Source organism: Pseudomonas sp. NFPP28 (genome assembly GCF_900115535.1).
Classification (GTDB): Bacteria; Pseudomonadota; Gammaproteobacteria; order Pseudomonadales; family Pseudomonadaceae; genus Aquipseudomonas; species Aquipseudomonas extremorientalis.
This window is the reverse complement of record NZ_FOWT01000003.1, coordinates 320719-344411: the sequence shown is the minus strand read 5'-3', so window position 1 is coordinate 344411 and position 23693 is coordinate 320719. Positions and strand designations below refer to the sequence as shown.

Annotated in this window: 22 protein-coding genes and 1 tRNA gene; 9 read left to right on the top strand and 14 right to left on the bottom strand. The window is 62.4% G+C overall.

Translation table 11 applies throughout. The features are described 5' to 3' along the window. The first annotated feature begins 159 nt into the window (after window positions 1-159). Window positions 160-348, top strand: a complete 189-nt coding sequence (locus tag BM110_RS10320) for a hypothetical protein (RefSeq protein WP_010210250.1) — start codon at window positions 160-162, stop codon at window positions 346-348. 6 nt (window positions 349-354) lie between these two features. Here BM110_RS10320 and BM110_RS10315 read toward each other — a convergent pair whose 3' ends face one another. Next, window positions 355-735, bottom strand: a complete 381-nt coding sequence (locus BM110_RS10315) for a fe2+ zn2+ uptake regulation protein (protein ID WP_093121115.1) — start codon at window positions 733-735, stop codon at window positions 355-357. A gap of 237 nt (window positions 736-972) precedes the next feature. On the opposite strand from BM110_RS10315, the gene BM110_RS10310 reads away from it, so the two are divergent. Continuing rightward, entirely contained in the window at window positions 973-3258 is a 2286-nt protein-coding gene (locus tag BM110_RS10310; RefSeq protein ID WP_093513308.1) for a bifunctional acylase PvdQ, read from the top strand. A 212-nt stretch (window positions 3259-3470) separates the two neighbouring features. Continuing rightward, window positions 3471-3544, top strand: a tRNA-Cys gene (locus BM110_RS10305). A 147-nt stretch (window positions 3545-3691) separates the two neighbouring features. Here the strand turns inward: BM110_RS10305 and BM110_RS10300 are convergent. From BM110_RS10300 to BM110_RS10280, 5 genes are all read right to left on the bottom strand, one after another. Continuing rightward, the gene (locus BM110_RS10300; protein ID WP_071488186.1) at window positions 3692-4078 is read right to left on the bottom strand and encodes a DUF1090 family protein; all 387 of its coding nucleotides are present in this window, start codon (window positions 4076-4078) and stop codon (window positions 3692-3694) included. 196 nt (window positions 4079-4274) lie between these two features. Continuing rightward, window positions 4275-4529: a hypothetical protein gene (locus tag BM110_RS10295; protein ID WP_078048589.1), complete on the bottom strand. Its 255-nt coding sequence runs from the start codon at window positions 4527-4529 to the stop codon at window positions 4275-4277. Between the two features lie 99 nt (window positions 4530-4628). Then, on the bottom strand, window positions 4629-6047 hold the full coding sequence (locus BM110_RS10290) for an efflux transporter outer membrane subunit (protein WP_093513307.1): 1419 nt from the start codon (window positions 6045-6047) through the stop codon (window positions 4629-4631). Beyond that, window positions 6044-7612, bottom strand: a complete 1569-nt coding sequence (locus BM110_RS10285; RefSeq protein ID WP_093513306.1) for a DHA2 family efflux MFS transporter permease subunit — start codon at window positions 7610-7612, stop codon at window positions 6044-6046. The genes BM110_RS10290 and BM110_RS10285 overlap by 4 nt, the downstream gene beginning before the upstream one ends. Continuing rightward, window positions 7605-8714 (bottom strand): HlyD family secretion protein, encoded by a 1110-nt coding sequence (locus tag BM110_RS10280; RefSeq protein WP_093513305.1) that lies wholly within the window; start codon window positions 8712-8714, stop codon window positions 7605-7607. The genes BM110_RS10285 and BM110_RS10280 overlap by 8 nt, the downstream gene beginning before the upstream one ends. Before the next feature lie 99 nt (window positions 8715-8813). Here BM110_RS10280 and BM110_RS10275 point away from each other — a divergent pair, with 99 nt between their 5' ends. Further along, entirely contained in the window at window positions 8814-9527 is a 714-nt protein-coding gene (locus tag BM110_RS10275) for a CerR family C-terminal domain-containing protein (protein ID WP_071488191.1), read from the top strand. Window positions 9528-9541: 14 nt separating this feature from the next. Here BM110_RS10275 and BM110_RS10270 read toward each other — a convergent pair whose 3' ends face one another. The 3 genes from BM110_RS10270 to gcvA form a co-directional block, all read right to left on the bottom strand. Then, window positions 9542-10303 (bottom strand): SDR family oxidoreductase, encoded by a 762-nt coding sequence (locus BM110_RS10270; RefSeq protein WP_093513304.1) that lies wholly within the window; start codon window positions 10301-10303, stop codon window positions 9542-9544. Window positions 10304-10332: 29 nt separating this feature from the next. After that, complete coding sequence (locus BM110_RS10265; protein ID WP_092243831.1) at window positions 10333-11160, bottom strand: DMT family transporter; 828 nt, start codon at window positions 11158-11160, stop codon at window positions 10333-10335. Between the two features lie 75 nt (window positions 11161-11235). Next, window positions 11236-12141, bottom strand: a complete 906-nt coding sequence (gene gcvA, locus BM110_RS10260) for a transcriptional regulator GcvA (protein WP_092243828.1) — start codon at window positions 12139-12141, stop codon at window positions 11236-11238. Window positions 12142-12347: 206 nt separating this feature from the next. On the opposite strand from gcvA, the gene BM110_RS10255 reads away from it, so the two are divergent. The 4 genes from BM110_RS10255 (at window position 12348) to BM110_RS10240 (ending at window position 16093) form a co-directional block, all read left to right on the top strand. Next, complete coding sequence (locus BM110_RS10255) at window positions 12348-12812, top strand: hypothetical protein (protein WP_092243825.1); 465 nt, start codon at window positions 12348-12350, stop codon at window positions 12810-12812. A 250-nt stretch (window positions 12813-13062) separates the two neighbouring features. Continuing rightward, entirely contained in the window at window positions 13063-13671 is a 609-nt protein-coding gene (locus tag BM110_RS10250; RefSeq protein WP_071488196.1) for a LysE family translocator, read from the top strand. 467 nt (window positions 13672-14138) lie between these two features. Beyond that, a complete protein-coding gene (locus tag BM110_RS10245; RefSeq protein WP_093513303.1) occupies window positions 14139-15146 on the top strand; it encodes a GlxA family transcriptional regulator in 1008 nt (335 codons plus the stop codon). A 32-nt stretch (window positions 15147-15178) separates the two neighbouring features. Beyond that, complete coding sequence (locus BM110_RS10240; protein ID WP_093513302.1) at window positions 15179-16093, top strand: ADP-ribosylglycohydrolase family protein; 915 nt, start codon at window positions 15179-15181, stop codon at window positions 16091-16093. Window positions 16094-16292: 199 nt separating this feature from the next. Here BM110_RS10240 and BM110_RS10235 read toward each other — a convergent pair whose 3' ends face one another. From BM110_RS10235 to BM110_RS10215, 5 genes are read right to left on the bottom strand one after another with little or no spacing between them, the layout of a single operon-like run. Then, complete coding sequence (locus BM110_RS10235) at window positions 16293-17531, bottom strand: NAD(P)/FAD-dependent oxidoreductase (protein WP_093513301.1); 1239 nt, start codon at window positions 17529-17531, stop codon at window positions 16293-16295. A 3-nt stretch (window positions 17532-17534) separates the two neighbouring features. Continuing rightward, window positions 17535-19106, bottom strand: coding sequence for an aldehyde dehydrogenase (NADP(+)) (locus tag BM110_RS10230; RefSeq protein WP_093513300.1), 1572 nt, complete (start codon window positions 19104-19106; stop codon window positions 17535-17537). 60 nt (window positions 19107-19166) lie between these two features. Next, window positions 19167-20114 carry a dihydrodipicolinate synthase family protein gene (locus BM110_RS10225; protein ID WP_093121057.1) on the bottom strand — a complete coding sequence of 316 codons (948 nt, stop codon included), beginning with the start codon at window positions 20112-20114 and terminating at the stop codon, window positions 19167-19169. A gap of 33 nt (window positions 20115-20147) precedes the next feature. Next, window positions 20148-21074 (bottom strand): 4-hydroxyproline epimerase, encoded by a 927-nt coding sequence (locus tag BM110_RS10220; protein WP_093513299.1) that lies wholly within the window; start codon window positions 21072-21074, stop codon window positions 20148-20150. Between the two features lie 14 nt (window positions 21075-21088). Further along, complete coding sequence (locus tag BM110_RS10215) at window positions 21089-22708, bottom strand: APC family permease (RefSeq protein WP_071488202.1); 1620 nt, start codon at window positions 22706-22708, stop codon at window positions 21089-21091. Between the two features lie 186 nt (window positions 22709-22894). Between BM110_RS10215 and BM110_RS10210 the strand changes: the two genes are divergently transcribed. Next, window positions 22895-23686, top strand: coding sequence for an AraC family transcriptional regulator (locus tag BM110_RS10210; RefSeq protein WP_093513298.1), 792 nt, complete (start codon window positions 22895-22897; stop codon window positions 23684-23686). Window positions 23687-23693 lie beyond the last annotated feature (7 nt).

Below are 23693 nucleotides of genomic sequence, written 5' to 3'. Positions count from 1 at the left end.
CGTACCGACGACAGCGTCAGCATTGCACTGTCAGGGAATATTTTCTGCTTACTCGGGCTGGGTTTATCGCAGCGTGCGCCAGACGAGCCAAAGCGTTTCATCACCTGTAACATGAGCGCCTATTGATCCCGTTCCACTCCCAGATACAGGACCCCCCTGATGACCCAAAAACAGCGTTTGAAATATTCGATTCTGATTGCCCTGGCCGTACTGGCGACGATGTTTGGCCTGTCCTATTTGCAGAACACCGGGGTCATCAGCGAGAAGACATTCCAGACCATCGCCATTGCCGTCGCAGTGGTCGTGGTGGTGATCAACGGCATCATGCGCCGCAAGGTCAAGCTTTAACGGCGATCAGGCGCGGCCTTCGAGTACCTTGGCAGCCTCTTCATGGAGGCTGTAGCTTTTGTCCGCATTGAGGGTGATCACACCTTCGCTGCACAGGCGCTTGAGTACCTCGCGCACGCTGAGAAACGACAACGGAATGCCCAGCTCCAGCAAGTGGCTGTGCACGCCGCGTACGCCAAGGGTGCGCTGGTTGTCGGCGGCGGTGAGCAGGGCGTCGATGACCTTCAGCCGGATCAGGCTGGTACGCAGGCCAAAACACTTGAGCAGATGGCGGATACGCTGGTTGCCTTGCTGTTCGGGCGTTTTGCCGAACGCTTGCGGGCCGCTGCCGAAACTGGCGTCGGCCGCGTGTGAATGTCCATCCGTGGGCACTTGCGGGTTGTACATGCAAAAACTCCTTATCAGAGCCTGATCAGGAAAAAATGAGCGCTCTTGGTTAATAAGACGAACGAGCGAGCGAAATCATGAAGTGTCGGATGTAGAAATTTCGTCGGTATCGGTTTTGTCACATCCCCATCGCCTTAAATAAACGACCCCGTGCATTAAATTATTCCCGGTGATTTGCGTTCTTACGGTGGGGTTATTGCCCCTTGTGAGACGGTTAAATCTGACGGTGGAGTCTGCGTGATTATTTCCAATGGGTTGTCCAGGGTCTGCATGGCCGGAGTGTTGCTGGGGTTGGGCCTGGCCGCCTCTGCGCGGGAGCAGGTGACGCCAGCGGCGGCGGACATCCGCCGCACCAGTTACGGCGTACCGCATATCCGCGCCAACGATGAACGTGGCCTGGGCTTCGGCATTGGCTACGCCTACGCCCAGGACAACCTGTGCCTGCTGGCCAATGAAGTGGTCACCGTAAATGGCCAGCGCGCCCGCTTCTTCGGCCCCGAGCAGGCGACCCTGGAAGAGCGCAACAACCTGGCCAGCGACCTGTTCTTTGGCTGGCTCAATACGCCGGATGCGGTGGCGGCATTCTGGAAGGCGCAGAGCCCGCAGATCCAGCAGCGTATTGAAGGTTATGTGGCCGGCTACAACCGTTATCTGAAAGAGCAGGGCGCGCCTGCGCAGTGCCAGGCGGCGTGGGTGCGGCCACTGGTGGCTGAAGATCTGGTCAAGCTGACCCGCAGGCTGTTGGTCGAAGGCGGTGTCGGCCAATTCGCCGAAGCCCTGGTGGGTGCGGCGCCGCCTCAAGCAACCGCCGGTGTGTCGAGCAGTGCCAAGGCCTTTGATCAGGTCGTGGCCAATCAACAGCGTTTCGCCTTCGATCGTGGCAGTAACGCCGTGGCAGTGGGGCGTGACCGCTCGTTCAACGGGCGCGGCATGTTGCTGGCCAACCCGCACTTCCCATGGGTGGGCGGCATGCGGTTTTACGAGATGCACCTGACCATCCCCGACCAGTTGGATGTGATGGGCGCTGCGCTGCCGGGCCTGCCGGTGATCAATATCGGCTTCAACCAGCATGTGGCGTGGACCCACACCGTGGACACGTCCAAGCACTTCACCCTGTACCGCCTGACCCTGGACCCCAAGGACTCCACGCGCTACATGCTCGATGGCAAATCGGTCGCCCTGGATAAAACCACGGTAACCGTGCAGGTCAAACAGGCCGATGGCAGCCTCAAGGACCAATCGCACACCGTCTATAGCTCACAGTTCGGCCCGGTGGTGCAGTGGCCGGGCAAGCTCGATTGGGACAGCCACTACGCCTTCAGCCTGCGCGATGCCAACCTGGGCAACGACCGTGTATTGCAACAGTGGTACGCCATGAACCGCGCCGCCAGCCTCAATGAGTTGAAAACCTCGGTACACACCCTGCAAGGCATCCCGTGGGTCAACACCCTGGCCGCCGATGACCAGGGCCAGAGCCTGTACATGAACCTGTCGGTGGTGCCCAACGTCAGCGCGGCCAAACTGGCGCAATGCAGCGACCCACGCGCCGGCCTGCAGATGATCATGCTCGACGGCGCCCATAGCGCCTGTGCCTGGGACGTTGATCCGCGCGCCGCCCAGGCCGGCATCTTCCCGGCCGAGCAGTTGCCGCAATTGCAACGCACCGATTACGTGCAGCACTCCAATGACTCGGCGTGGCTGGCCAACCCCAAGGCGCCGTTGACCGGTTTCTCCCCGCTGATCAGCCAGGACCATATCGGCCTCGGCCCACGCGCGCGCTTTGCCCTGCAACGCCTGCAATCCCTGGCTAAACCGATCAGCGTCAGCGACCTGCACAACATGGTGATGGACAACGAGGTGTACCTGGCCGGCCAAGTCATGCCCGATCTGCTCGCGTTCTGCGCCAAACACCTCGGCAGCGACGCCACTGCCTTGCACCCCCTGTGCTCCAGCCTGAAAACCTGGGACCAGCGTGCCAACCTCGACAGCGGCCTCGGCCTGGTGCACTTCATCAACCTGGTGCAGCACCTGCAGCAAATCCCCGACGCCTGGCGCGTGGCCTTCGACCCGGCCCAACCCCTCACCACCCCACGCGGCCTGGCCATCGACCGCGCCGATGTCGCCAAAGCCCTGCGCGAAGCCATGCTGGCCTCCACCGCCGACGTCGCCAAACGCGGCTTGACCGCCAGCAGCACTTGGGGTGAGGTCCAAGTCGCCGGGCAAACCCCGATCCACGGCGGCCCGCAGGAACTCGGCATCTACAACGCCATGCAAACCGTGCCCCGCGCCGACGGCAAGCGCGAAGTGGTCAGCGGCACCAGCTACCTGCAAATCGTCACCTTCGACGACCAGGGGCCCCATGCCCAAGGCGTGCTCGCGTTCTCCGAGTCCAGCAACCCGGCTTCCCCACACGCCAAGGACCAGACCCGAGCCTTCTCCCAAAAACAACTGCGCCCGCTGCCCTTCACCGAAGCCCAAATCAAGGCCGACCCGCAGTACCAACAACTGCGCATCAAGGAGTAGGGCAGGCCCGCAACCCCTTGATGCCAATACGAAATATTTTTGAAATCAAGGGGTTGCACGCCTAGGCAAATACGTACATAATGGCGCCCATCGAACGCAATGAAGCATTAAAAACTTCAATGTATTCAATGAGTTAGAGTAGGGGCAGGGTTGTACAGCCCACTCAAGTTTTTATGCGGTGAGTGTCAGCAGTCGGGACATTGATCGTTTGAGGCCGAGTAGCAAAATGGTTATGCAGCGGATTGCAAATCCGCCTACGCCGGTTCGATTCCGACCTCGGCCTCCACTCTTGAAAACCCCGCAGATTAGCGTCTGCGGGGTTTTTTATTGCCTGGACGAAAGTACGGGCGTGCCGATCAAGGTTTTTGCAGGGCACGTCCCGCAGGCATGGAAAAGCCCGCAATTGCGGGCCTCTCGCACACGACTTTCCGGCTTATTTAAACAGCCCACCGATTGCATTGATCGCATCCGCTGCCTTGTTCACGTTTTGTTGGTGCTGCGGGTTGGTATTCACTTGGGCCTGGGTGTTGTAACTGGCGTTACTGCAGCTTTTGTTTGTCTGGGTCAGCGCAGCTTGATAGGCGGTTGCGCGCAAGGTATCGCCCTTGGCATTGGCTGCATTGATGTTCGCCTGCAGGTCGCGGACCTGTTGCTGGCAGGAGGAAGCGTTATTGGAGTAATTGGTGTTATTGGTGGTGTTGTTTGCACCACCCAGAGCAGAGGACAGAGCCCCTGTCAGGGCACTCAAGTCAGCGGCTTGTGCCGATAGGGCGATCAGACTGAACAGGGCGGCGGATGGAGCGAGCTTGGAAAGACGCATGGCAAACCTCAATGTTTTATTGTCTGCACGCGCGTGGCTCCCGAGCTGGTGCAGAGCAATATCCGTATAAGGTGTGTGCTCGGTTGCGGCAAAATATTATTTGGTCAAATTTTGAGCTTCAATATCCAGTGTCAATAAATGTGAATTCTTTCACGTTGTTCGTCGGCTGAGCGCCATTGGGGTATGCCTCCTGTGATTACAGGATTTCAGACCTGGCGATGCGCTGGTCTTTCACCTCACCTGCATACGCGTGAAGCCTTTCCTGTTGCGCTGCCAGCAACGCGCAGATTTTCATCAGCGCCAGCGCCTCATCCGGCGTGCGACCGCTGGCGGCCAAAGCGGTCAACTCAACCACCGACCACCCGATCACAGCAGCCGCGTCCTCCAGGTCGTAGAACAATTCCTGCTGTGCCGTTCTGGGGCCGTCGAGCCCCTGGATCAATTCTTTCATTTATTGCCCCTCCCGCTTCAGGTCAAACCCCATGATATCCATCCCGATCTCCGCCAGATCGGTCTTGAATGGAATTTCTCCCATCAAACGCCTGATGTGTCACAACGTCCAGCCCAGCCCCAATGCCTTGTGCAGTGAAGCAAAATCCTTGAGCAGTTCCGCGTCCCCGGAAATCCGGTTCTCCTGGGCCTGGTAGCGGGTACGCTCCGCATCCAGCCAATCCAGGGTGCTGGCGGTGCCCGCACGGTAGCGCTGGCGAGTCAGGTCCGCCGCGCGTACCGCCGAGGACTCCACACTGCGCAACAGCACTACGTTCTGGCGTTGATGGCCGTACCGCGCCAGGGCCACATCGGCGTCGCGCAGCGCACTCAGTACCACACTTTTGTACTGCGCGAGCGCTTCGTCGCGACCGGCTTCGGCGCCTTTGACGCTGGCGGCCACGCGGCCGAAGTCCAGCGCGTTCCAGGTCAGGCGCGGCAGGATCAGCCAGGTACCGTTGTCCTTGCGGGCGAGGTGACCGGGGTCGCCGGCGGAGAATGACAGGTCGCCCATCAGGCTGAGCTTGGGAAACCAGTCGGCAGTTTTCTCGCCGATCTGCGCGTTGCTGGAGGCCAGTTTGCGTTCGGCGACGCGGATGTCTGGGCGGGCCTTGAGCAGGGCGGCGGGGTCTGCCACGGGTACCACACCGGGGATGGCGGGCAGGGCTTTGGCGGTGGCGAGGCGGCCATCCAGTTCGCCGGGCTCTCGGCCGCAGAGCAGGCCGAGTTGATCCAGGGATTCAACGATGGCGGCTTGCAACGGCAGGCGCTGGGCCTGGGTGTTTTCTGCCTGGGTGAGGACTTGTTCCAGTTGCAGCTGTGAGGCCACGCCACGGCTGCGACGTTGCTGGGTCAGGTCGAGAGCCTGGTTTTCGATGTCGACACTCGCGTCTACCAACGCCAGGCGTGCCTGTTGGTCGCGCAGGTCGGTGTAGGCCTGCACCACTTCGGCGGCCAGTTGCACCTGGGCGTCGGCCAGTTGCGCCTGGGCAGCGTCGGCTTCGGCTTGCGCGGCTTCGACGGCGCGACGTGTGCCGCCGAACAGGTCGGCCTCCCAACTGGCATCGAAGCCGGCCAGGTAGAGCGTCAACGGCCCGCGACCGGCACCGCCGCCACCCAGTGCGGAGGTGTCGGGCGAGCGCAGTTTGAGCATCGCGGCGTCACCGGTGACCTTGGGCAGGGCGTCGGCCCGCGCACCGCTGAGGCTGGCGCGGGAGTGTTTCAAGCGGGCCTGGGCGGTGGCGATGTCGGGGCTGTTGTTCAGCGCCATCTCGACCAGCTCATTGAGCTGCGGGTCATTCAACGTTCGCCACCACTGCGCCACAGCCGGGGCGCTTGGCGCTTGGCGGTCGGCATGGGGCAAATGCCCGGCGGCCAGGGTTTTCGGCGCGGCGTCGGGTGCGCCTGAGTAGTCCGGGCCTACGGTGCAGGCCGACAGCAGGCCAACGGTCAGGAGCAGAGGAAACGAGCGAGCAATCATGGCTGTACCGTGCGCTTTTTCAGGATGAAGATCAGGGGCAGGCACGCCAGCATTGCGAGTCCCAATACGTAGAACGAATCGTTATAGGCCATCACCGAGGCTTGGCGGGCGATGTCGTTGGCCAGTTGGGCCATGGCTTGCAACGAGGCGGTGGAGGCGTCGCCGGTTTGTGCCAGGTAGCTGGCGGTGTTGCTGGCCATGTGGTCCTGGGTCAACTGGCTGTTGGCCAGGATGCCTTCGCGCAGCCGGTCGTCATGGAAGTGGCTGCGCCGGTCCATCAACACGCCGAGCAACGCCAGGCCAATGGTGCCGCCGAGGTTGCGCGACATGTTGTAGAGCCCGGCCGCGTCGCCGGCGTCCTTGGTCTCGACCGAACGCATGGACAGTTGGCTGAGGGGCATCATCACCAGGATCTGCCCGAAGCCGCGCAGCAACTGCGACCACACAAAATCATGGCCGACGCTGTCGGCGGTCAACAGCGTGTCTACAAAGCAACTGGCCCAGTACAGCAGCAGGCCGGCGCCGACCATCCAGCGCAGGTCGTAGCGGCCGAGCATTCGCGGCAGGATCGGCATCAGCAAAAACGCCGGAATCCCCGACAACAGCATGATCGCGCCGGACTGCTGCGCGTTGTAGCCGGACAGAATCCCGAGAAATTGCGGCACCAGATACGCCGTGCCATACAGCCCCGCACCCACCGCCGTACCGATCAGCAACACGCTGCCAAAGCTTTTGTTGAGCACCAGTGGCAGGCACAGGATCGGCGTACTGGAGCGCAATTGCCCCACGGCAATCAGGAAAAAACCGGTGACCGTGGCAATGCTCAGCCACACGATCAGCAGCGAGTCAAACCAGTGCTCGCGCTGGCCTTCTTCCAGCACCACGGTCAGCGAACTCAAGCCCATGGCCAGCCCCAGAATGCCCAGCCAATCGGCGCTGATAAAGCGCTGCAGGTTCATGCGCTCGCTGGGCAGGCCGGTGATCAGCAGGGTGATCAGCGCGATGCTGATGGGCAGGTTGAGAAAGAAGCACCAGCGCCAGTTGATGTTCTCCGTCAGCCAGCCGCCGATCACCGGGCCGAGCAAGGGGCCGAGGATCACGGTCATGCCGAACATCGTGGTGCCGATGGCCAGTTGGTGGGGTGGCAGGCGCGTACGCACGATGGTCTGCGCGGTCGGGATCATCGCGCCGCCGGCGAAGCCCTGGCCGATGCGCCCGGCGATCATCGCGCCAAGGCTGGTGGACAAGCCGCAGAACATCGAGAACAGGGTGAAGGTGAGTGCGGTGCCGATCAGAAACCGGCGCAGGCCGAAGACTCGGGTCAGCCAGGCCGCGAGCGGGATCATCACGATTTCCGACATCAGGTAGCCGGTGGCGATCCAGGTGCCTTCGGTGCCGGTGGCGCCGATCTGGCCCTGGATCTGCGGCAGCGCCGAGTTGGTGATCGACACATCCAGGGTCGCCAGCAAGGCGCCCAGTGCACCGGCGGCGACGGCGATCCAGTCGGTCAGCGAGGCGTTGCGCGGTTTCTCGGCAGCCACCCCGGCCATGCTCGCCTCAGCCATGGTTGGCGTCTGCGGCGTGGGTGCGGGTGTCGACTTCCACGGTGGCCGACAGGCCTGGCATCAATGCGGCACGCAGGTCATCCGGTATGTCCAGGGCAATGCGCACCGGTACCCGTTGCACGATCTTGGTGAAGTTACCGGTGGCATTCGACGGCGGCAGCAGGGCGAACTGCGCGCCGGTGCCGGGCGCCAGGCTGTCGATGTGGCCTTGCAGGTCGCGGCCGGGCAGGGCGTCGACATGCACGGTGACGGTCTGGCCGGGGCGCATGCCACCGATCTGGGTTTCCTTGTAGTTGGCGGTGAGGTAGATCGCGCTGATCGGCACCACGGTCAGCAAACGCGTACCAGGTTGCACGTACTGCCCCACGCGTACGCCACGGTCAGCCACACGGCCGTCCAGCGGGCTGCGGATGACCGCGTCGTCGACGTCCAGTTGGCTTTGCGCCTCGCTGGCCTTGGCGACGCCCAGTTGCGCCTGGGCCTGCTTGAGCTGGGCCTGCAACGTGCCGTAGCGAGTCTGGCTGGACCGCAGCGCCGCCTGTTTGGCCGCCACGGTGCTGCGGGCCTGTGCCAGTTGGTTGTTCAGTTGGGCCAGGCGCTCTTCCGGTTCGGCGCCCGAGCGGGCCAGCGGCGCGTAGCGGGCGACTTCGGTCTGCGCATGCCGGGCATCGGCCTCGGCGCCCTGCAATTGGGCGCGGGCTTCGGCGATGGTGGAATCCTGTTGCACCAGGTCGGCCTGGGCCTTGGCAAAGTCGGCGTTGCGTGCGGCGATGGTCGCGGAGGCTTCGTCGCTCACGGCCTGGTACTTGCGCGCATCCAGGCGCACCAGCACGTCGCCACGCTTGACGTTCTGGTTGTCGCTCACCAGCACGTCGGCCACGTAGCCGTTGATCTTTGGCGCCACGCTGATGCTGTCGGCTTGCAGGTAGGCGTCATCGGTGGTCTCGATAAACCGCCCGGTGATCCACCACCAGGCGCCCCATGACACGCCCGCCAGCACGGCAACGCCGGCCACGCTGAGCAGGATGCGCCGGGCCTTGCCACGTTGACCGTTGACGGTTTCTTCAGGCATGACCTGAGGGGAGGGAGGTGCAGCCGACATCGAGGTCACTCCAGATTTATAACGAGTGGAATAAATTCCTTTTTTCGCGAATTTTTGTCAACTGGTATATTTTGGTCCGGTATTCGAAGGGAGCTGCACATGGCACGACACAAACCTGCCGCCGAGGGTGGTTACCAGCGGGGCGAAGAAACCCGCGCCCGCATTATCGAGGCGGCTGTCGAGGTATTCGGCGCGCGTGGCTACGATGGGGCGTCCACGCGTGATATCGCCACGGCTGCCGGCGTCAACGCACCTGCGATCCAGTACTACTTCGATGGCAAGGAAGGCGTGTACCTGGCGTGCGTCGAGCACTTGATCACGCTGCTGTGGCGCAAGATGTCGCCGCCGGTGGAGGCGGCGGAAAGCGTGCTGGCCGATGCCGATTCCGGCGACAACGCGCTGATCGACGCCTCGCTGGGCATCCTGGGCACCGTGGTTTCAACCATCCAGGACAGCCCGCAAACCACGGCCTGGCGTGCGTTCATGGATCGCCACCAGGCCGGGTTGTGCCCGCAAAGCGCAACGATGGCTTTCGAGGAGCGTTTCAAGGCGCGTATTGCGCGAGTCATCCGCCAACTGATCGCACGCGTGGCCGGCCTGGCGCTTGAGGATGAGCGCACGGTGATCCATTCCATGGCGCTGTTTACCCAGGGCCTGGCGTTCCGCATCCAGAAGCCCAAGCTGCTGGAGGCGTTGAAGTGGAGCGAAGTGAACCAGAAGGAAATGGAACAGGTGCGGGAGGTGGTGCTGATGCAGGCGCGGTTCACTTTGGAAGGGCTGGCCCGGCACCGGGACCAGCACGCCTCCCGTTAATCGGCGGTTGCCGCCTACTTGCCGCCTGTCACGTCCAGAAAGGTCCCGGTGATGAACGACGCTTCCTTACCGGCCAGCCACAGGATAGCGCGGGCCACCTCTTCGGGTTCGCCGCCACGGCCCATGGGAATGCTGTCCTTGACCCGATCCACACGCCCCGGTTCGCCGCCGCTGGCGTGCATGTCGGTGTAGATATGCCCAGGCCGTACGCAGTTGACGCGTATGCCTTCGCGCGCGACTTCCTTGGATAAGCCGATGGTGAACGTCTCCAGGGCGCCTTTGGAGGCAGCGTAATCGACATACTCGTTGGGGCTGCCTAGCCGGGCGGAGGCGGAGGACACGTTGATCACGCTGCCACCCGTGCCATTGTGGCGCAGCGACATGCGTTTCACCGCGTGCTGCGCGCACAGCATCGGGCCGATGGCATTGATCGCGAAGATGCGCTGCATGCGGGCAAAGTCGAGGTCTTCAAAGCGTGACTGCAGGGCAATGATCGCGGCGTTGTTGACCAGCACATCGATACGGCCAAACGTCTGGTCAATGGCTGCGAACAGCTGCGCGACCTGAGCAGGGTCCGCACTGTCGGCGCGGATGGCCAAGGCACGGCGCCCCAACGCTTGCACATCCGCCACCACGCCGAGCGCCGCCGCCTCGTTGCTGACGTAGCTGATCGCGACATCGTAGCCTTGCGCCGCTGCAAGGCGCGCGGTTGCCGCGCCGACACCGCGGCTGCCGCCGGTAATCAGAATCAGCGGTGTCGAAGACACAGTACTCATTGCTTGGACCTCCTTTGAGGGGTTAAGGATCAGCCTATCAGCATGGTGCCAGTCGCAATGACCACGCACGCCAGGACTTTGCGGACAGTCAGCGACTCGCCCAAAAACAAATAACCGATCAAGGCCGCGAACAGCACGCTGGTTTCGCGCAGGGCCGAAACGGCGCCCATCGGCGCGTGGGACATGGCGTAAATGACGATGCCGTAGGCCAGGAGGGACACAAGCCCCCCGATCAAGGCCGTGATGACGCCGGGGCGTGGTGCGAAGAGGCTGCGTGTATCGCGCAGGCCGATGTACACCAGGGGCATCAATACGCCCCAGAGCGCACACATCCATACGGTGTAGGCCATCGGTGCGCCGGACAGCCTCGCGCCAATACCGTCCGTGACGCTGTAGGCCGCGATGAAAAAACCCGTGCCCAGGGCGTAGGGCAGGCTGGGCACCGCCAGTCTGCGCTGTCTGAAGGCCAGAGAAATAATGCCGCCGGATACCAGCAGGATGCCGATCAGAGCGTTCGTGCTGAGCGTTTCACCGGCAAACACCAAGGCGCAAAGCGTGATCAGAATGGGCGAGGAACCGCGGGCGATCGGGTACGTCTGCCCCAGGTCGCCCACCTTGTAGCTTCGCACCAGGAACAGGTTATAGCCCACGTGCAACACGCCCGACAGCACGGCGTAGGGCCAGCTGGCTGGCGCGGGAGGGGCGAGAAACAAGGCGATGACACTGCTGGCGATGGCGACCGCCACGCACATCATGGTCATTGACCACAGCCGGTCGGCGCCGACACGCAACAATGCGTTCCAGCTGGCATGCAAGAGGGCGGCGAAGAGGATGAGTAGAACGATGGGTAAAGGCATGCGCCATGGTAAACACCACAAGGGCGTGTTTAACAGCGAAGTCCTTTCATCCTGTCATGAGTGAATGTTCATGCATCACTGATAATTTTGCTGTGCCTGCATCGACTCGGCCAACAGCCAGTTACGAAAGCTGATGATGTGTGGCTGGGTTTCGATCCCTTTGGGGCAGACAAAGTAGTAGCCGACCGGCGACGCGAACGGCAGCTCAAACAGCCTGATCAGGCGGCCGTCGTTGATTTCAGCTTCAACATGGCCGCTTCGCGCCAGCGCAATACCTTGGCCCAGCAGCGCCGCCTCGATGGTCATGTTGGTGTCAGCGAACCTGACGCTTTCCTTGAGGGGTGCAATGCTGACGCCGATATGCTCGAACCAGGCGTCCCACTTGGGCACCAGGTCTGCGCCGTCGCGCGTCAGCAACGGGTAACGCAGCAGCTCAGCGGGCTCGTGGGGCGCGCCGAAACGGTTGAGCAGATCCGGGCTGGCCACCGGGAAGATCTGCTCGCGGAGCATGAATTCCGAGTGCAGGCCGGGATAATTGCCGTTGCCCAGCCGGATGGCCACATCCGGGTCTGAGCTGGAGAACTTGATGGCCTTGTCGCTGGTCTCCAGCGTGATCAGGATTTCCGGATGTTGCTGCGACAGGCTGGGCAACCTGGGCAGCAGCCATTTCAAGGCAAACGAATAGGTGGTGCTGACCTTCAGGCGAACCCGGCCTTTTTGTTCCCGCAGGTCAGCCAGGGTGGCCTCAAGGTTCATGAAAAACTCGCGCACGATGGGCGCCAGTGCGGCCCCGGCCGGGGTCAGCCGCAACGCCTTGCCGCGCTGGAACAGCTGCAGGCCCCACAGGTCTTCGAGGTGCTTGAGTTGGTGGCTGACGGCGCTCTGGGTCACATGCAACTCTTCTGAAGCCGATGTGAACGTCGCATGCCGGGTCGCTACTTCGAAAGCTCGCAGCGTGGCGGTGGGCGGTAGATCTCTCATGACTGGGTCCGGGTCGGGTGCTGGCGATTAATCGGCATGAATACAGGTTCATGGTAATGGATTGGCAGGCTTTCACAGAAGCCGCAGACCATGGCCTTGTGAATTGTTGTGAAGCACAGATTAATGGCCCATTGCCCATGCTAACGTCTGCTCCTGGCTATCGTCAGCACGACGATTTCATTCGTACCATCAGGGGAGCAGCGCCGATGTCTACCACCGTAACGCCCGCCGGCAGCGGGGCAAACACGCCTAAAGCGTCACCGTCGGTGTTCGATGACAAGTTGAACATCGCCAAGTCCAGCAAAGTGATTGCCGACTACATGCGCCAGACCGGCAAGTCGGCCATTACCAAGCAGGAACTGACCCAACTGGCCAACAACGCCTCGGGCAAGGTGCCGGCCGAAGTCTGCGATGCGGCCAAGTACATGGAGCGTCATCCTGACGTCTTCACTGCCATCGAAACCCACGATGTGCCGGGCGCCGATAACCTCTCCGGCGTGTGGAACTTCGATTGGGCCGCCAACGGTGGATTGAACGGTACGTCGACCGACGCGATTGCGAAGATGCAAGACACGTTCGATTTCGCGATTGCCAAGTCTGCGCAGATCACCGAGATTTCCACGGGTAAAAAAGCCGAGCTGGATTCGACCAAACAACGGCCGCAGAACTAAAACAGTGCGTTGTACTGTCCCTTGCCAACGGGTTACACGATAGCCCAGGCAAAGAAAAGCCCGCGTGGGGAGCGCGGGCTAAAGGGATGTTCATTAGGAGCTGAGGCCACCCTAGGCGCTTGTCTGTGAAAGGTTTGTGAAAACCACGGCAAAAAAGTGTATGCCTCAATCCCGCCATGGCTGTACGGGGCAGGGCGGTCGATAACCCTCTACTGTCGCAGGCATACCACTGCCGTTTGGATGCCGCGTCATGTTCATGTCTACCAGCCTGTTGTCCGCCTTTGTGCTGTTTGCCTTCGTGTCCTCGATCACGCCCGGGCCCAATAACACCATGCTGCTCGCCTCGGGGGTGAACTTCGGTTTTCGCCGCTCGATGCCCCATGCATTGGGGATCAGCATCGGTTTCATGCTGCTGGTGATTTCGGTGGGGCTGGGGCTGGGCGAAGTGTTCAAGGTGTTCCCGTGGGCCTACACGGTGTTGCGCTACGTGGGGGCTGCGTACTTGCTGTACCTGGCGTGGAAGATCGCGACGGCGGGCGGCATGTCCGACAGCCCTGATGAACAGGGCAAACCCATGACTTTCCTCGGCGCGGCGGCGTTCCAGTGGGTGAACCCCAAGGCCTGGATCATGGCGCTGGGCGCAATCACCACCTACACGCCGGCCGAAGGTTACGTCACCAATGTGCTGGTGATCGCGCTGGTGTTCGCCGTGGTCAACCTGCCCAGTGTGTGTGTATGGGTCGGATGTGGCAGCGGCTTGCGCAATGTGCTGCGTGAGCCGCGCTGGTTGCGCCTGTTCAACTGGACGATGGCCGGGTTGCTGGTGCTGTCGCTGTACCCGATGCTGTTTGCCGGCTGAGCGTCAGACCGGCGAGATGGTCGCGAGCAGGCCGATACCGATGGTCAGTACCAAAAAGCCGAACAGGAAAAGTGCCATCTTGGTCATAAGGCCTCCGAAGGGAAGGGAGTGGGGATGGGGCCATTGTCCGCCCAGACGGCGTTTCGATACAGACGCAGATAGCAAAGAAAAAACCGTATCAGATGCGCTTGCCGCTGTTCAGCCGGGGGCTTTCAGCGCGTGTGGCTGTTTCAGGATCAGCGCCGGACATCAGGCGATAAGTACGCTGTGGCGAGCGGGCTTGTCCCGCGTTGGCCTGTGAAACAGCCCCAAAACCAGCGGCCAGAGAGTGCCTGACTCAGCGCATTCCTCAATCCAGGCTCGCTTCGCAACCCAACGCGGGACAAGCCCGCTCGCCACAGCTACAGTGTTCGCCCTTAATGGCCGGTTTTTCAAAGACCTCAACAATAAGAGTGGGCCAACCCTCGATGCAAAGACGTCAATTCAGCGGTGGCATGAAAGGCAAGAACCTGCGCTACCTCAACGAAACCCAACAGCCGGCGTCGGTCACCTGCGTCGGCTTCCTGTTGCTTGAACATTTCTCCCTGCCGGCGTTCACCCAGACCCTCGACACCTTTGTCACCGCCAACCTGCTGCGCCCCGACCTGTTCGCCTCACGCACCTTCGGCTGTGACGATGGCGAAGTCATCAGCGACCTGGGCCTGGTGATACGCCCCGATGCGCGCCTGGATGCCGGAGCATTGCACGACTTGGACCTGCTGGTGATCTGTGGCGGTTTCCGTACCGAACTCAAGGCCGGCGAAGCCTTCATCCAGCTGTTGCACACCGCCGCCGAACAGGGCATCAGCCTTGCGGGGCTGTGGAACGGCGCCTGGTTCCTCGGCCGTGCCGGCCTGCTGCAAGGCTATCGCTGCGCCATCCACCCCGAACACCGTCCGGCGCTGGCGGAAGTCTCCAAGGCGACCCACGTCACCAGCGAACCCTACGTGATCGACCGCGACCGCCTCACCGCTTCCAGCCCGTCCGGTGCCTTCCATATGGCGCTGGACTGGATCAAGGGCCTGCATGACAAGGCACTCGTTGAAGGCATCGAAGACATCCTGGCCTTCGAAGAGTCCCGCTACCGCCGCATCAAACCCACCGAAAACGTCAGCGTCAGTGCGCCGTTGCGTGAAGTGGTGAAACTGATGGACGCCAACCTCGAAGAACCTTTGGAGCTGGACCAACTGGCGGTCTACGCCGGCCGCTCGCGGCGCCAGTTGGAGCGCTTGTTCAAGGAACAACTGGGCACCACCCCGCAGCGGTACTACATGGAACTGCGCGTGACCGAGGCGCGGCGGCTGTTGCAGCACACCGAGTTGTCGCAGGTGGAGGTGCTGGTGGCATGTGGGTTCGTGTCGCCGAGCCATTTCAGCAAGTGCTATAGCTCGTACTTCGGATATCGCCCCTCGAAGGAGAAGCGGTTGGTCAAGTAAAGTGCTGACTCACTCTCTTTCAAGGATGACAAATGTCTCTCACGCTTTTGGATCGTTACCGCGGCAGCCTGCTGGGCTTGGCCTGTGGCGACGCAGTGGGTACCACTGTTGAATTCATGCCTCGCGGCACATTCACACCGGTCACTGACATGGTTGGAGGAGGACCGTTCAACCTGAAAGCGGGCCAATGGACAGACGACACCTCGATGGCGTTGTGCCTTGCAGAAAGCTTGTTGCGTAAAGGTGGTTTTGATGCCGCTGACCAGATGGGGCGATACCTGAACTGGTGGAAGTGGGGCTACCTGAGCTCTACCGGTGATTGCTTTGATATAGGCATGACCGTGCGCACGGCGCTCACGGCGTTTGAGTCGCAAGGTGATCCGTTTGCAGGTTCAACAGAGCCTTTTTCCGCAGGCAACGGTTCGATGATGCGCCTCGCGCCGCTGGTGCTGTTTTACTTTCCAAACCTGAAAAGCGTTGATGACTTTTCCCGAGAAAGCTCCCGTACGACTCACGGAGCCCAAGAGGCAATCGAGTGTTGCGTGGTGTTGGCGAGAGCCATCGGTATCGCGTTGAGTGGAGCAACAAAGGTGCACCTGTTGAATATCTCTTGCGCGGGTCTTTCTGCGCCCAAAGTCGTCGCGATTGCCCAGGGGGAGTATTGCAACAAGACCCGTGCGCAGATAACGGGTTCCGGTTACGCCGTGGCGTCATTGGAGGCGGCGCTGTGGTGCGTAAAACATACTGACAGCTTCGCCGACGCTGTGTTGGCTGCCGCGAACCTGGGTGACGACGCTGACACTACTGCCGCCATCGTTGGTCAGTTGGCGGGTGCATATTACGGCGTGCAAGGCATCCCGACGGGTTGGCTGGACAAGCTTTGTATGCGTGATGAAATTGAGGAAATGGCTGATGCACTCTACAGCACGGCTGCTCAAACCCCATGATTAAGCCCCCCGCTTGTGTGACCAGCGGACTAGCTGTGGCGAGCGGGCTTGCCCCGCGTTGGGCTGCGCAGCAGCCCTAAAAACGAACACCGCGTGCTGTCTGACAGGCCGCGGTGTTTTCTATTGGGGCCGCTGCGCAGCCCAACGCGGGGCAAGCCCGCTCGCCACAACAGGCAACTCACCGCAAAAAACGCTTTGGTCAGAATCGGTCCAGACGATAAGGCGTGAATAACGGAGTTTGACCCTTGCTCGCCAACTCCCCAATCATCTCCGCCGTCACCGCCGCCTGCGTCAACCCCAGATGCTGGTGCCCGAACGCAAGCAGCACCTTCCCGTCACACACCCGGTCAATCACCGGCAACGAGTCCGGCAGCGACGGCCGAAACCCCATCCACGGTGTCGCACCCTCTGCGCTGAGGTCATCGTGAAACAACCCCTTGCTCAACCGATGCAACTGCCAGGCACGCTGCATATTCGCCGGGCGGTCAAGGCCGGCGAACTCCACTGTACCGGCCAGGCGCAGGCCGTCGGTCATGGGGGTCATGATGAATTTTCGTTCCAGGGAAGTGACGGCAAACGGCAGGCGATGCGGCTCGTGGGGCAGCATCAGGTGATAGCCGCGTTCCGTGTCCAGCGGGACTTTTTTGCCGGTCAGGGCAGCGGTCAATCTGGCTGAGTGGGCGCCGCAGGCAATCAGCACCTGGCGTGCGCTCAGGGGGCCCTGAGCGGTGGTGAGGGAGACGCCGTGTTGGTCAAGCCGCCCATCCAGTACCTGGCGCTTGAGGAACTGCACGCCACTGGCCTTGGCGGCCTCGACCAGTTCGCACACCACCTGGAACGGGTCGAGGAAGTGCCCGGTGCCCGGAAAAAACAACCCGCCCTGGATGTGCTCGCTTAACTGCGGCGCAGCCTGGCGTATGGCATCGGCGGTCCAGAACGTCACGGGCACCTGCTGCGCTTGCATGCGCTGCTGCAAGGCCCGGAGCGCGTCGCGTGAGTCCGCTCGTTCGTACACCAACAATGACCCGTCTTCACGCAGCAGGTGCGCGCGTCCGATGCTGGTCAGCAGGCGCTGCCAGGCGCCCAGGCTGCCTTCGTTAAGCGCACGAATACCCGCGACGGTACGCTGATAGCGCGCCGGACGCAGGTTCAACAGCAGCCGCACAAACCAGGGCACGGCGCGCGGCAGGTATTTCCAATCCAGGCGCAGCGGGCCCATGGGGTCCAGCAGCATGCCGGGCAAGCGCTTGAGGATCGACACGTCGGCAATCGGGAACACCTGTTCGGTCGCCAGGTGCCCGGCGTTGCCATAGGACGCGCCCATGCCGGGTTCCTGTTGATCGACCACCACCACGTGCCGGCCCTGACGCGACAGTTGCAGGGCGCAGGCGACGCCGATAATGCCGGCGCCGACTACGACGATATCGGGATCGGACATGGCCTATGCCTCTCTCTGGCCATCAAGCAAACGCCGCAGCCGCAACGGATTGCCCTGTTGGAGCGCATCCGGCAACAACGCGTCGGGGAAGTCCTGATAGCACACGGGGCGCAAGAACCGCTGGATGGCCGCCGTGCCCACCGAAGTGCTGCGCGAATCCGAGGTGGCGGGGAAGGCGCCGCCGTGGACTATGGCGTCACACACCTCAACGCCAGTCGGCCAGCCATTGACCAGCAGGCGGCCAGCCTTGCGCTCCAGCACCGGCAGCAGGGCCCTCGCGCTTGGCACATCGTCGTCATCCATGTGCAGCGTGGCGGTGAGTTGGCCTTCCAGGTGTTCGGATACCCGGCGCACTTCTTCGTTATTCGCGCACACCACAACCAATGAAGCCGCACCGAAGACTTCGGCTTGCAGGTGTTCGTTGCTCAAGAACGCAGTTGCCTGGGTCACGAACAGGTGGGCCTGGCCCTGGTTGGGACCTTCAGTCGCCGAACCCTGTGCGACGACCTCGGCGTGTCCCGTCAGTGTGTCTATGCCTGACATGTAGGCACTGGCGATGCCGGGTGTCAGCATTGTTTGAGCCGCACAGTTCGGCAGTAACCCACTGGCGGTACTGATGAAGCGATCCAGGGCAGGCCCTTGTACTGCAATCACTAACCCTGGATTGGTGCAGAACTGCCCCGCGCCCTGGGTCAACGACGCCACAAAACCCTGGGCCAGTGCTTCAGCCCTGGCTGCCAACGCTGCCGGAAACAGGTACACCGGGTTGATCGAACTCATCTCCGCGTAGACCGGAATAGGCTCCGGCCGTGCCTGCGCTGCCTGGATCAACGCAAGGCCACCGCTGCGCGAGCCGGTAAATCCGACGGCCTTGATGCGCGGATCGGTCACCAACGCAATGCCCACCTCACGGCCCGAACCGTACAACAGTGAAAACACACCTTCCGGCAGACCGCACGCCTTGACCGCCTGCGCCACCGCACGCCCCACCAGTTCACTGGTGCCCGGGTGCGCGCCGTGGGCTTTGACGACGACCGGGCAACCGGCAGCCAGCGCAGAGGCGGTGTCCCCACCGGCCACGGAAAACGCCAGTGGAAAGTTGCTGGCGCCAAACACCGCGACCGGGCCCACCGCTATATGGCGTTGGCGCAGGTCTGGGCGAGGCAGGGGTTGGCGTTGCGGTTGTGCGTGATCGATCCGCACATCCAGCCATTCCCCGGCACGCACGGTGCGGGCGAAGGTGCACAGTTGCCCGCAGGTGCGCCCTCGTTCGCCCTGGATGCGGGGGCGAGGCAGGCCGGTTTCGGCGACGGCGCGGTCGATCAACTCATCGCCCAGGGCCTCGATGTGCGCGGCGATGGTCTCAAGGAATTTGGCGCGCACTTCCAAAGAGGTTTCGCGATAGACATCCAATGCCGCCCACGCCAAGGCGCAGGCCTGCGCGACATGCTCGCCGTTGCCGCCGAGGTAGGCCGGTTCCAAGGTGGTATCGGTGGCGGGGTTGATCGCCTGGATTGCTTCGCGATTGCCGGCAGTGGCGTGCTGACCGATCAGCATCTTGCCCGTCAGAGTCATGGGGATTTCCTGGATAAAAGAAGGTTGGCCGCTGCGAGCGTCGCAGCGGCGCGCGAAGGGTCAGGCGACGTTCTGTTCCGCCGACCAGTTGGCGTACCACTGGCGGAACAGGGCGTACTGGTGCTCTGCGTAACGACGCTGGGCATCGCTGAGGGCGTCGGTTTCGTTGAAGTGCAGGGCGTAGCCTTGGTCACCGTTCAGCACCATCAAGTGCTTGTAATACAGCACCAGGTCGCAGCCCTCGTCGAAGGACGACAGCACCGCCAGCGCGGCCTCCAGCTCACGCGCCTGGCGACGGGCCTTGGCATCGCCCTTGGCAGCTTTTTTACTCAGGGCCACCAGTTGCAGCACCTCCCGAGGCAACGCGTTGCCGATGCCGGTGATGGCGCCGGTGGCATTGCAGTTGACGAAACCGTGCACCACCTGGGTGTCGACACCCACCATGAGGGTCACGTTGTCGTCCTGGGAGGTGATGTGTTCGGCGGCGTAGCGCAGGTCGGCACCGCCGCCGAATTCCTTGAAACCGATCAGGTTCGGGTGCTCGCGGCGCAGTTCGAAGAACAGCTCGGCGCGGGTCGCGAAGCCGTAGTAGGGGCTGTTGTAGATCACCGCGGGCAGGTTGGGCGCGGCCTTGAGGATCGCCGAGAAGTGCGCCTTTTGTGCAGTGGCGGAGGCACCCCGGGACAGCACACGCGGAATCACCATCAAGCCATGGGCACCGACCTTGGCGGCGTGGGCCGCATGGGCCACGGCTTCACGGCTGTTCACCGCGCCGGTGCCGACGATGGTCGGCACACCGGCCGCCACCAGCCGTGCCACGCCTTCCTGGCGTTCGGCTTCGGTGAGCAATGGCCAGTCACCCATGGAGCCGCAGTACACCACGGCGCTCATGCCGATATCGATCAGCTCGCGGCCCTTGGCGACCAGGGCGTCGAAGTCCGGCTTGCGTTCGGCGGTGCACGGGGTCATCAGGGCAGGGATGCAGCCGGTGAAGATGTTGTCGCTCATTTTTATCACTCCAGTTTCCAGTCGGGGGAGGGCTCAGATGCCCCAGGCAAAAGGGTCTTGCGGGTCGATCAGCAAGGTGCTGTCGGCGGTCATGTGGGCACGGCCGGTGATGAAGGGGCGCACGCGTTCGCCGTCCCATTCGTAGCGACCTTCGAATTGGCTGCCGGTAATGCTGGCTTGCACCCAGGTTTCGCCGGGCGCGAGTTTTTCATCGGCGGCCAGGCAGGCCAGCTTGGCGCTGGTGCCGGTGCCGCAGGGCGAGCGGTCGTAGGCTTTGCCGGGGCACATCACGAAATTGCGGCTGTCGGCGTGGTCGTCGTCGGCGAACAGTTCGACGTGGTCGATCAGTGCACCGTCGGCGCCGTGGATGCCCTGGTCTTCAAGGGCCTTGAGCATTGCCCAGGTGTAGTCGGTGAGGGCGTCGACGTTGTCCATCTGCAGGCGCTGGCCATGCTCCGACACCAGGAAAAACCAGTTGCCGCCCCAGGCGATATCGCCATGGACTATGCCGTGACCGGGCACGAGCACTGCAATCTGCTCGCGATAGCGGTAGGCAGGAACATTGCGCAAGGTCACCGCGCCGTCTTCATGCAAGGTCGCCGCGACCGGCCCGACGGGGGTATCGATTGTGTGCACGCCTGGCGCGATGCGACCCAAGTGATGCAGGGACGCGACCAGGCCAATGGTGCCGTGGCCACACATGCCCAGGTAGCCAGCGTTGTTGAAGAAGATCACCCCGCAGATGGCGCCCGGCGTGACCGGCGCGCAGTACAGTGCGCCGACCAGCACATCATTGCCACGTGGCTCCAGGATGCAGGCGCGGCGCCATTGGTCGTGCTCGGTGCGCAGGTGGTGCAGCTGATCGGCAATCGTGACGCCCTCCAGCGCCGGAAAACCGCTCATGACCAGCCGCGTCGGTTCGCCGCCGGTGTGGGAGTCGATCACATGCAGTCGCTTCATAAAACGCTCCTGAATCAGTAGGTCGCGGGCGTCAGCGGGGCGCGAGGCTCGTCAACCGCTTCGCTTTCATCGGCTTCGTGTTCCAGCCGAACCAAGTGAGCTGGCACGCCAGTGGCGGCGCCCCAGTAGTAAATGCCGAGTGCGCAAGCCGCGACCACAATGGTGTCGAGCGGATGGCCGATCGCACCGATGCCACCAAAACTGCCGAGTTTGGACAGCAGGATGGTCACTGCGTAGAAGCCGATCAGCCAGGCAGACGAGCGCACCTGTTGCTTGAGGTTGAGGTGCGCGGTCGGTACCCAGCGCGCGCACAGCAGGTACACCACGAACATCAGGATTTGCAGGCCGAGCAGCCAGGACACCGTGCCCCAGCCGGACCAGTACACGATCAGCGCAGCGATGATGAACGACAGCGGACCGAGCACGGCCATGCCCTTGACCCGGAACGGCCGCGTCATCTGCGGTGCGTTACGGCGCAGTGCGGCGACGGTCACCGGGGCCACTGCGTAGCTGAGGATCAACGCGGCGGACACCACATTGATCAACGCTTCCCAGGACGGGAATGGCAGGGTCCAGAACACCGACAAGCCAAACGTCAGCCACAGCGCCGGACGCGGAATGCCGGACTTCTCATCGATGCGCGTGAAAATCTTGAAGAACGTGCCGGTCTGCGCCCAGCCATACACCACCCGCGGCGTGGCGTTCATGTAGATGTTGCCGCAGCCGCTGGGGGAGATCACCGCATCCGCCACCACCAGGTAGGCCAGCCAGCCCACGCCCAGTGCCAGGGCGATATCCCGGTAAGGCAGCGCCAGTTCCTTACTGATCCCGGCCCAGCCGTTGGCAAGCATCTGCGTGGGTACGCCACCGAGGAATGCGGTTTGCAGCAGCACGTAGATGGCAGTCGACAGCAACACCGAAAGAATCAACGCAATCGGAATCGTGCGCTGCGGGTTCTTCACTTCACTGGCCACCGAGATGATCGGAGTGAGCCCCAGGTAGGCAAAAATCACCCCGCCGGCCGACACCGCCATCTCAATCCCGGACAGGCCGAACGGCGCGAAGCCCTGCACCTGAAAGTTCGCCGGTTTGAAGAAGGTGAACAGCACACCGATCACCAGCAACGGCACGATGAACTTGAACACGCTGACCAGGTTATTGGCGATGGCGAAGGTTTTCACACTGCGGTAATTGAGCGCGAAAAAAACACAGAGCAGGGCGAACTGCACCAGCCAACCGAGGGTGGTCGGGTCGCTGGAACCGACCTTGGTCAGCTCGGGAAACCAGGCCGCCGCGTATTGGCGCGAGGCGACCACTTCGATGGCGACCAGGCTGGAAAACGCAATCAGCGTGATAAAGCCCATCAGGTAGCCCAGCAACGGGCCATGGGAGTAGACCGGATAGCGCACCACGCCACCGGCGCGGGGGAGTGCGGCGCCCAACTCGCAATACACAATGCCCAGCAGCAACACCGCGAACCCGCCAATGAGCCAGGAGATGATCCCCGCCGGGCCGGCAATGGCCGACACATGACTGGCTGCGAACAACCAACCCGAACCGAAGATGGCCCCCAGCCCGATAAAAGTGAGGTCCATCAATGAAAGTTGTTTCTTGAACTTGCCTTGACCTGACATAGCGTCGCCTTTTTGTGAGTTATTGGATAGGCATGCAGTGGCCATACAGTGAACTCACAGCCGGCGGCGCGATTGATGTTTTTTGCCGACATCGATGACGAAATCGGCACAGTTTTCGTGGCTCGACAGGGCGCCGGGCATCGGGCAATCTGCGTGCGTCGAGGCACTCAACGGGGATCGAAAGTCATGTTGCAGACTGCGTTTGCGGCCCTGTGCCAAGGGAATGAGGCGCATCGGCCCCACAGCATCGAGCAGCTCCTGGCCGGCGTTGTGCAGCTCCTGCCGATGCTGGATGTGATCCCCAACGCGGCGATTTTCATCAAGGACACCCAGGCCCGCTATGTCCTCGCCAACCGCACCCTGGTGCACCGCTGCGGCCTCAAGCAGCTGCAACCGCTGCTGGGCAAGACCAGCGCACAAGTGTTCCCCGCACAACTGGGGCCGGGTTACACCGAGCAGGACCGACGCGTGCTGGAACAGGGCTTTGTGCTGGAAGACCAGCTAGAACTGCACCTGTATGGCACCCGTGAACCCGGCTGGTGCCTGACCCACAAGTGGCCGCTGTACAACCACATGGGCGCGATCATCGGCCTGGCCGGCATCTCGGTCGACCTGCAAACCGCCAGCGAAAGTCACCCCGCCTACCAACGCCTGGCCGCCGTGGACGCGCATATCCGCACGCACTTCAACCGCCGCGTCACCCTCGGTGAGTTGACGCGCATCGCCGGGATTTCCGTGGCGCAGCTGGAGCGTTACTGCAAGCGCGTGTTCCACCTCACCCCCCGGCAAATGATCCAGAAAGTACGGCTGGAACACGCCCATCGGTTATTGCACAGCGACCTGCCGATCACTGAGGTCGCGCTGCAGTGCGGGTACACCGACCACAGCGCGTTCACTCGGCAGTTCAAGGCCTCGACGGGGTTTACGCCGAGGCAGTATCGGCAGGCGACGGCGCCCGCGGGCGAGCAATCCATCTAACGGCTCG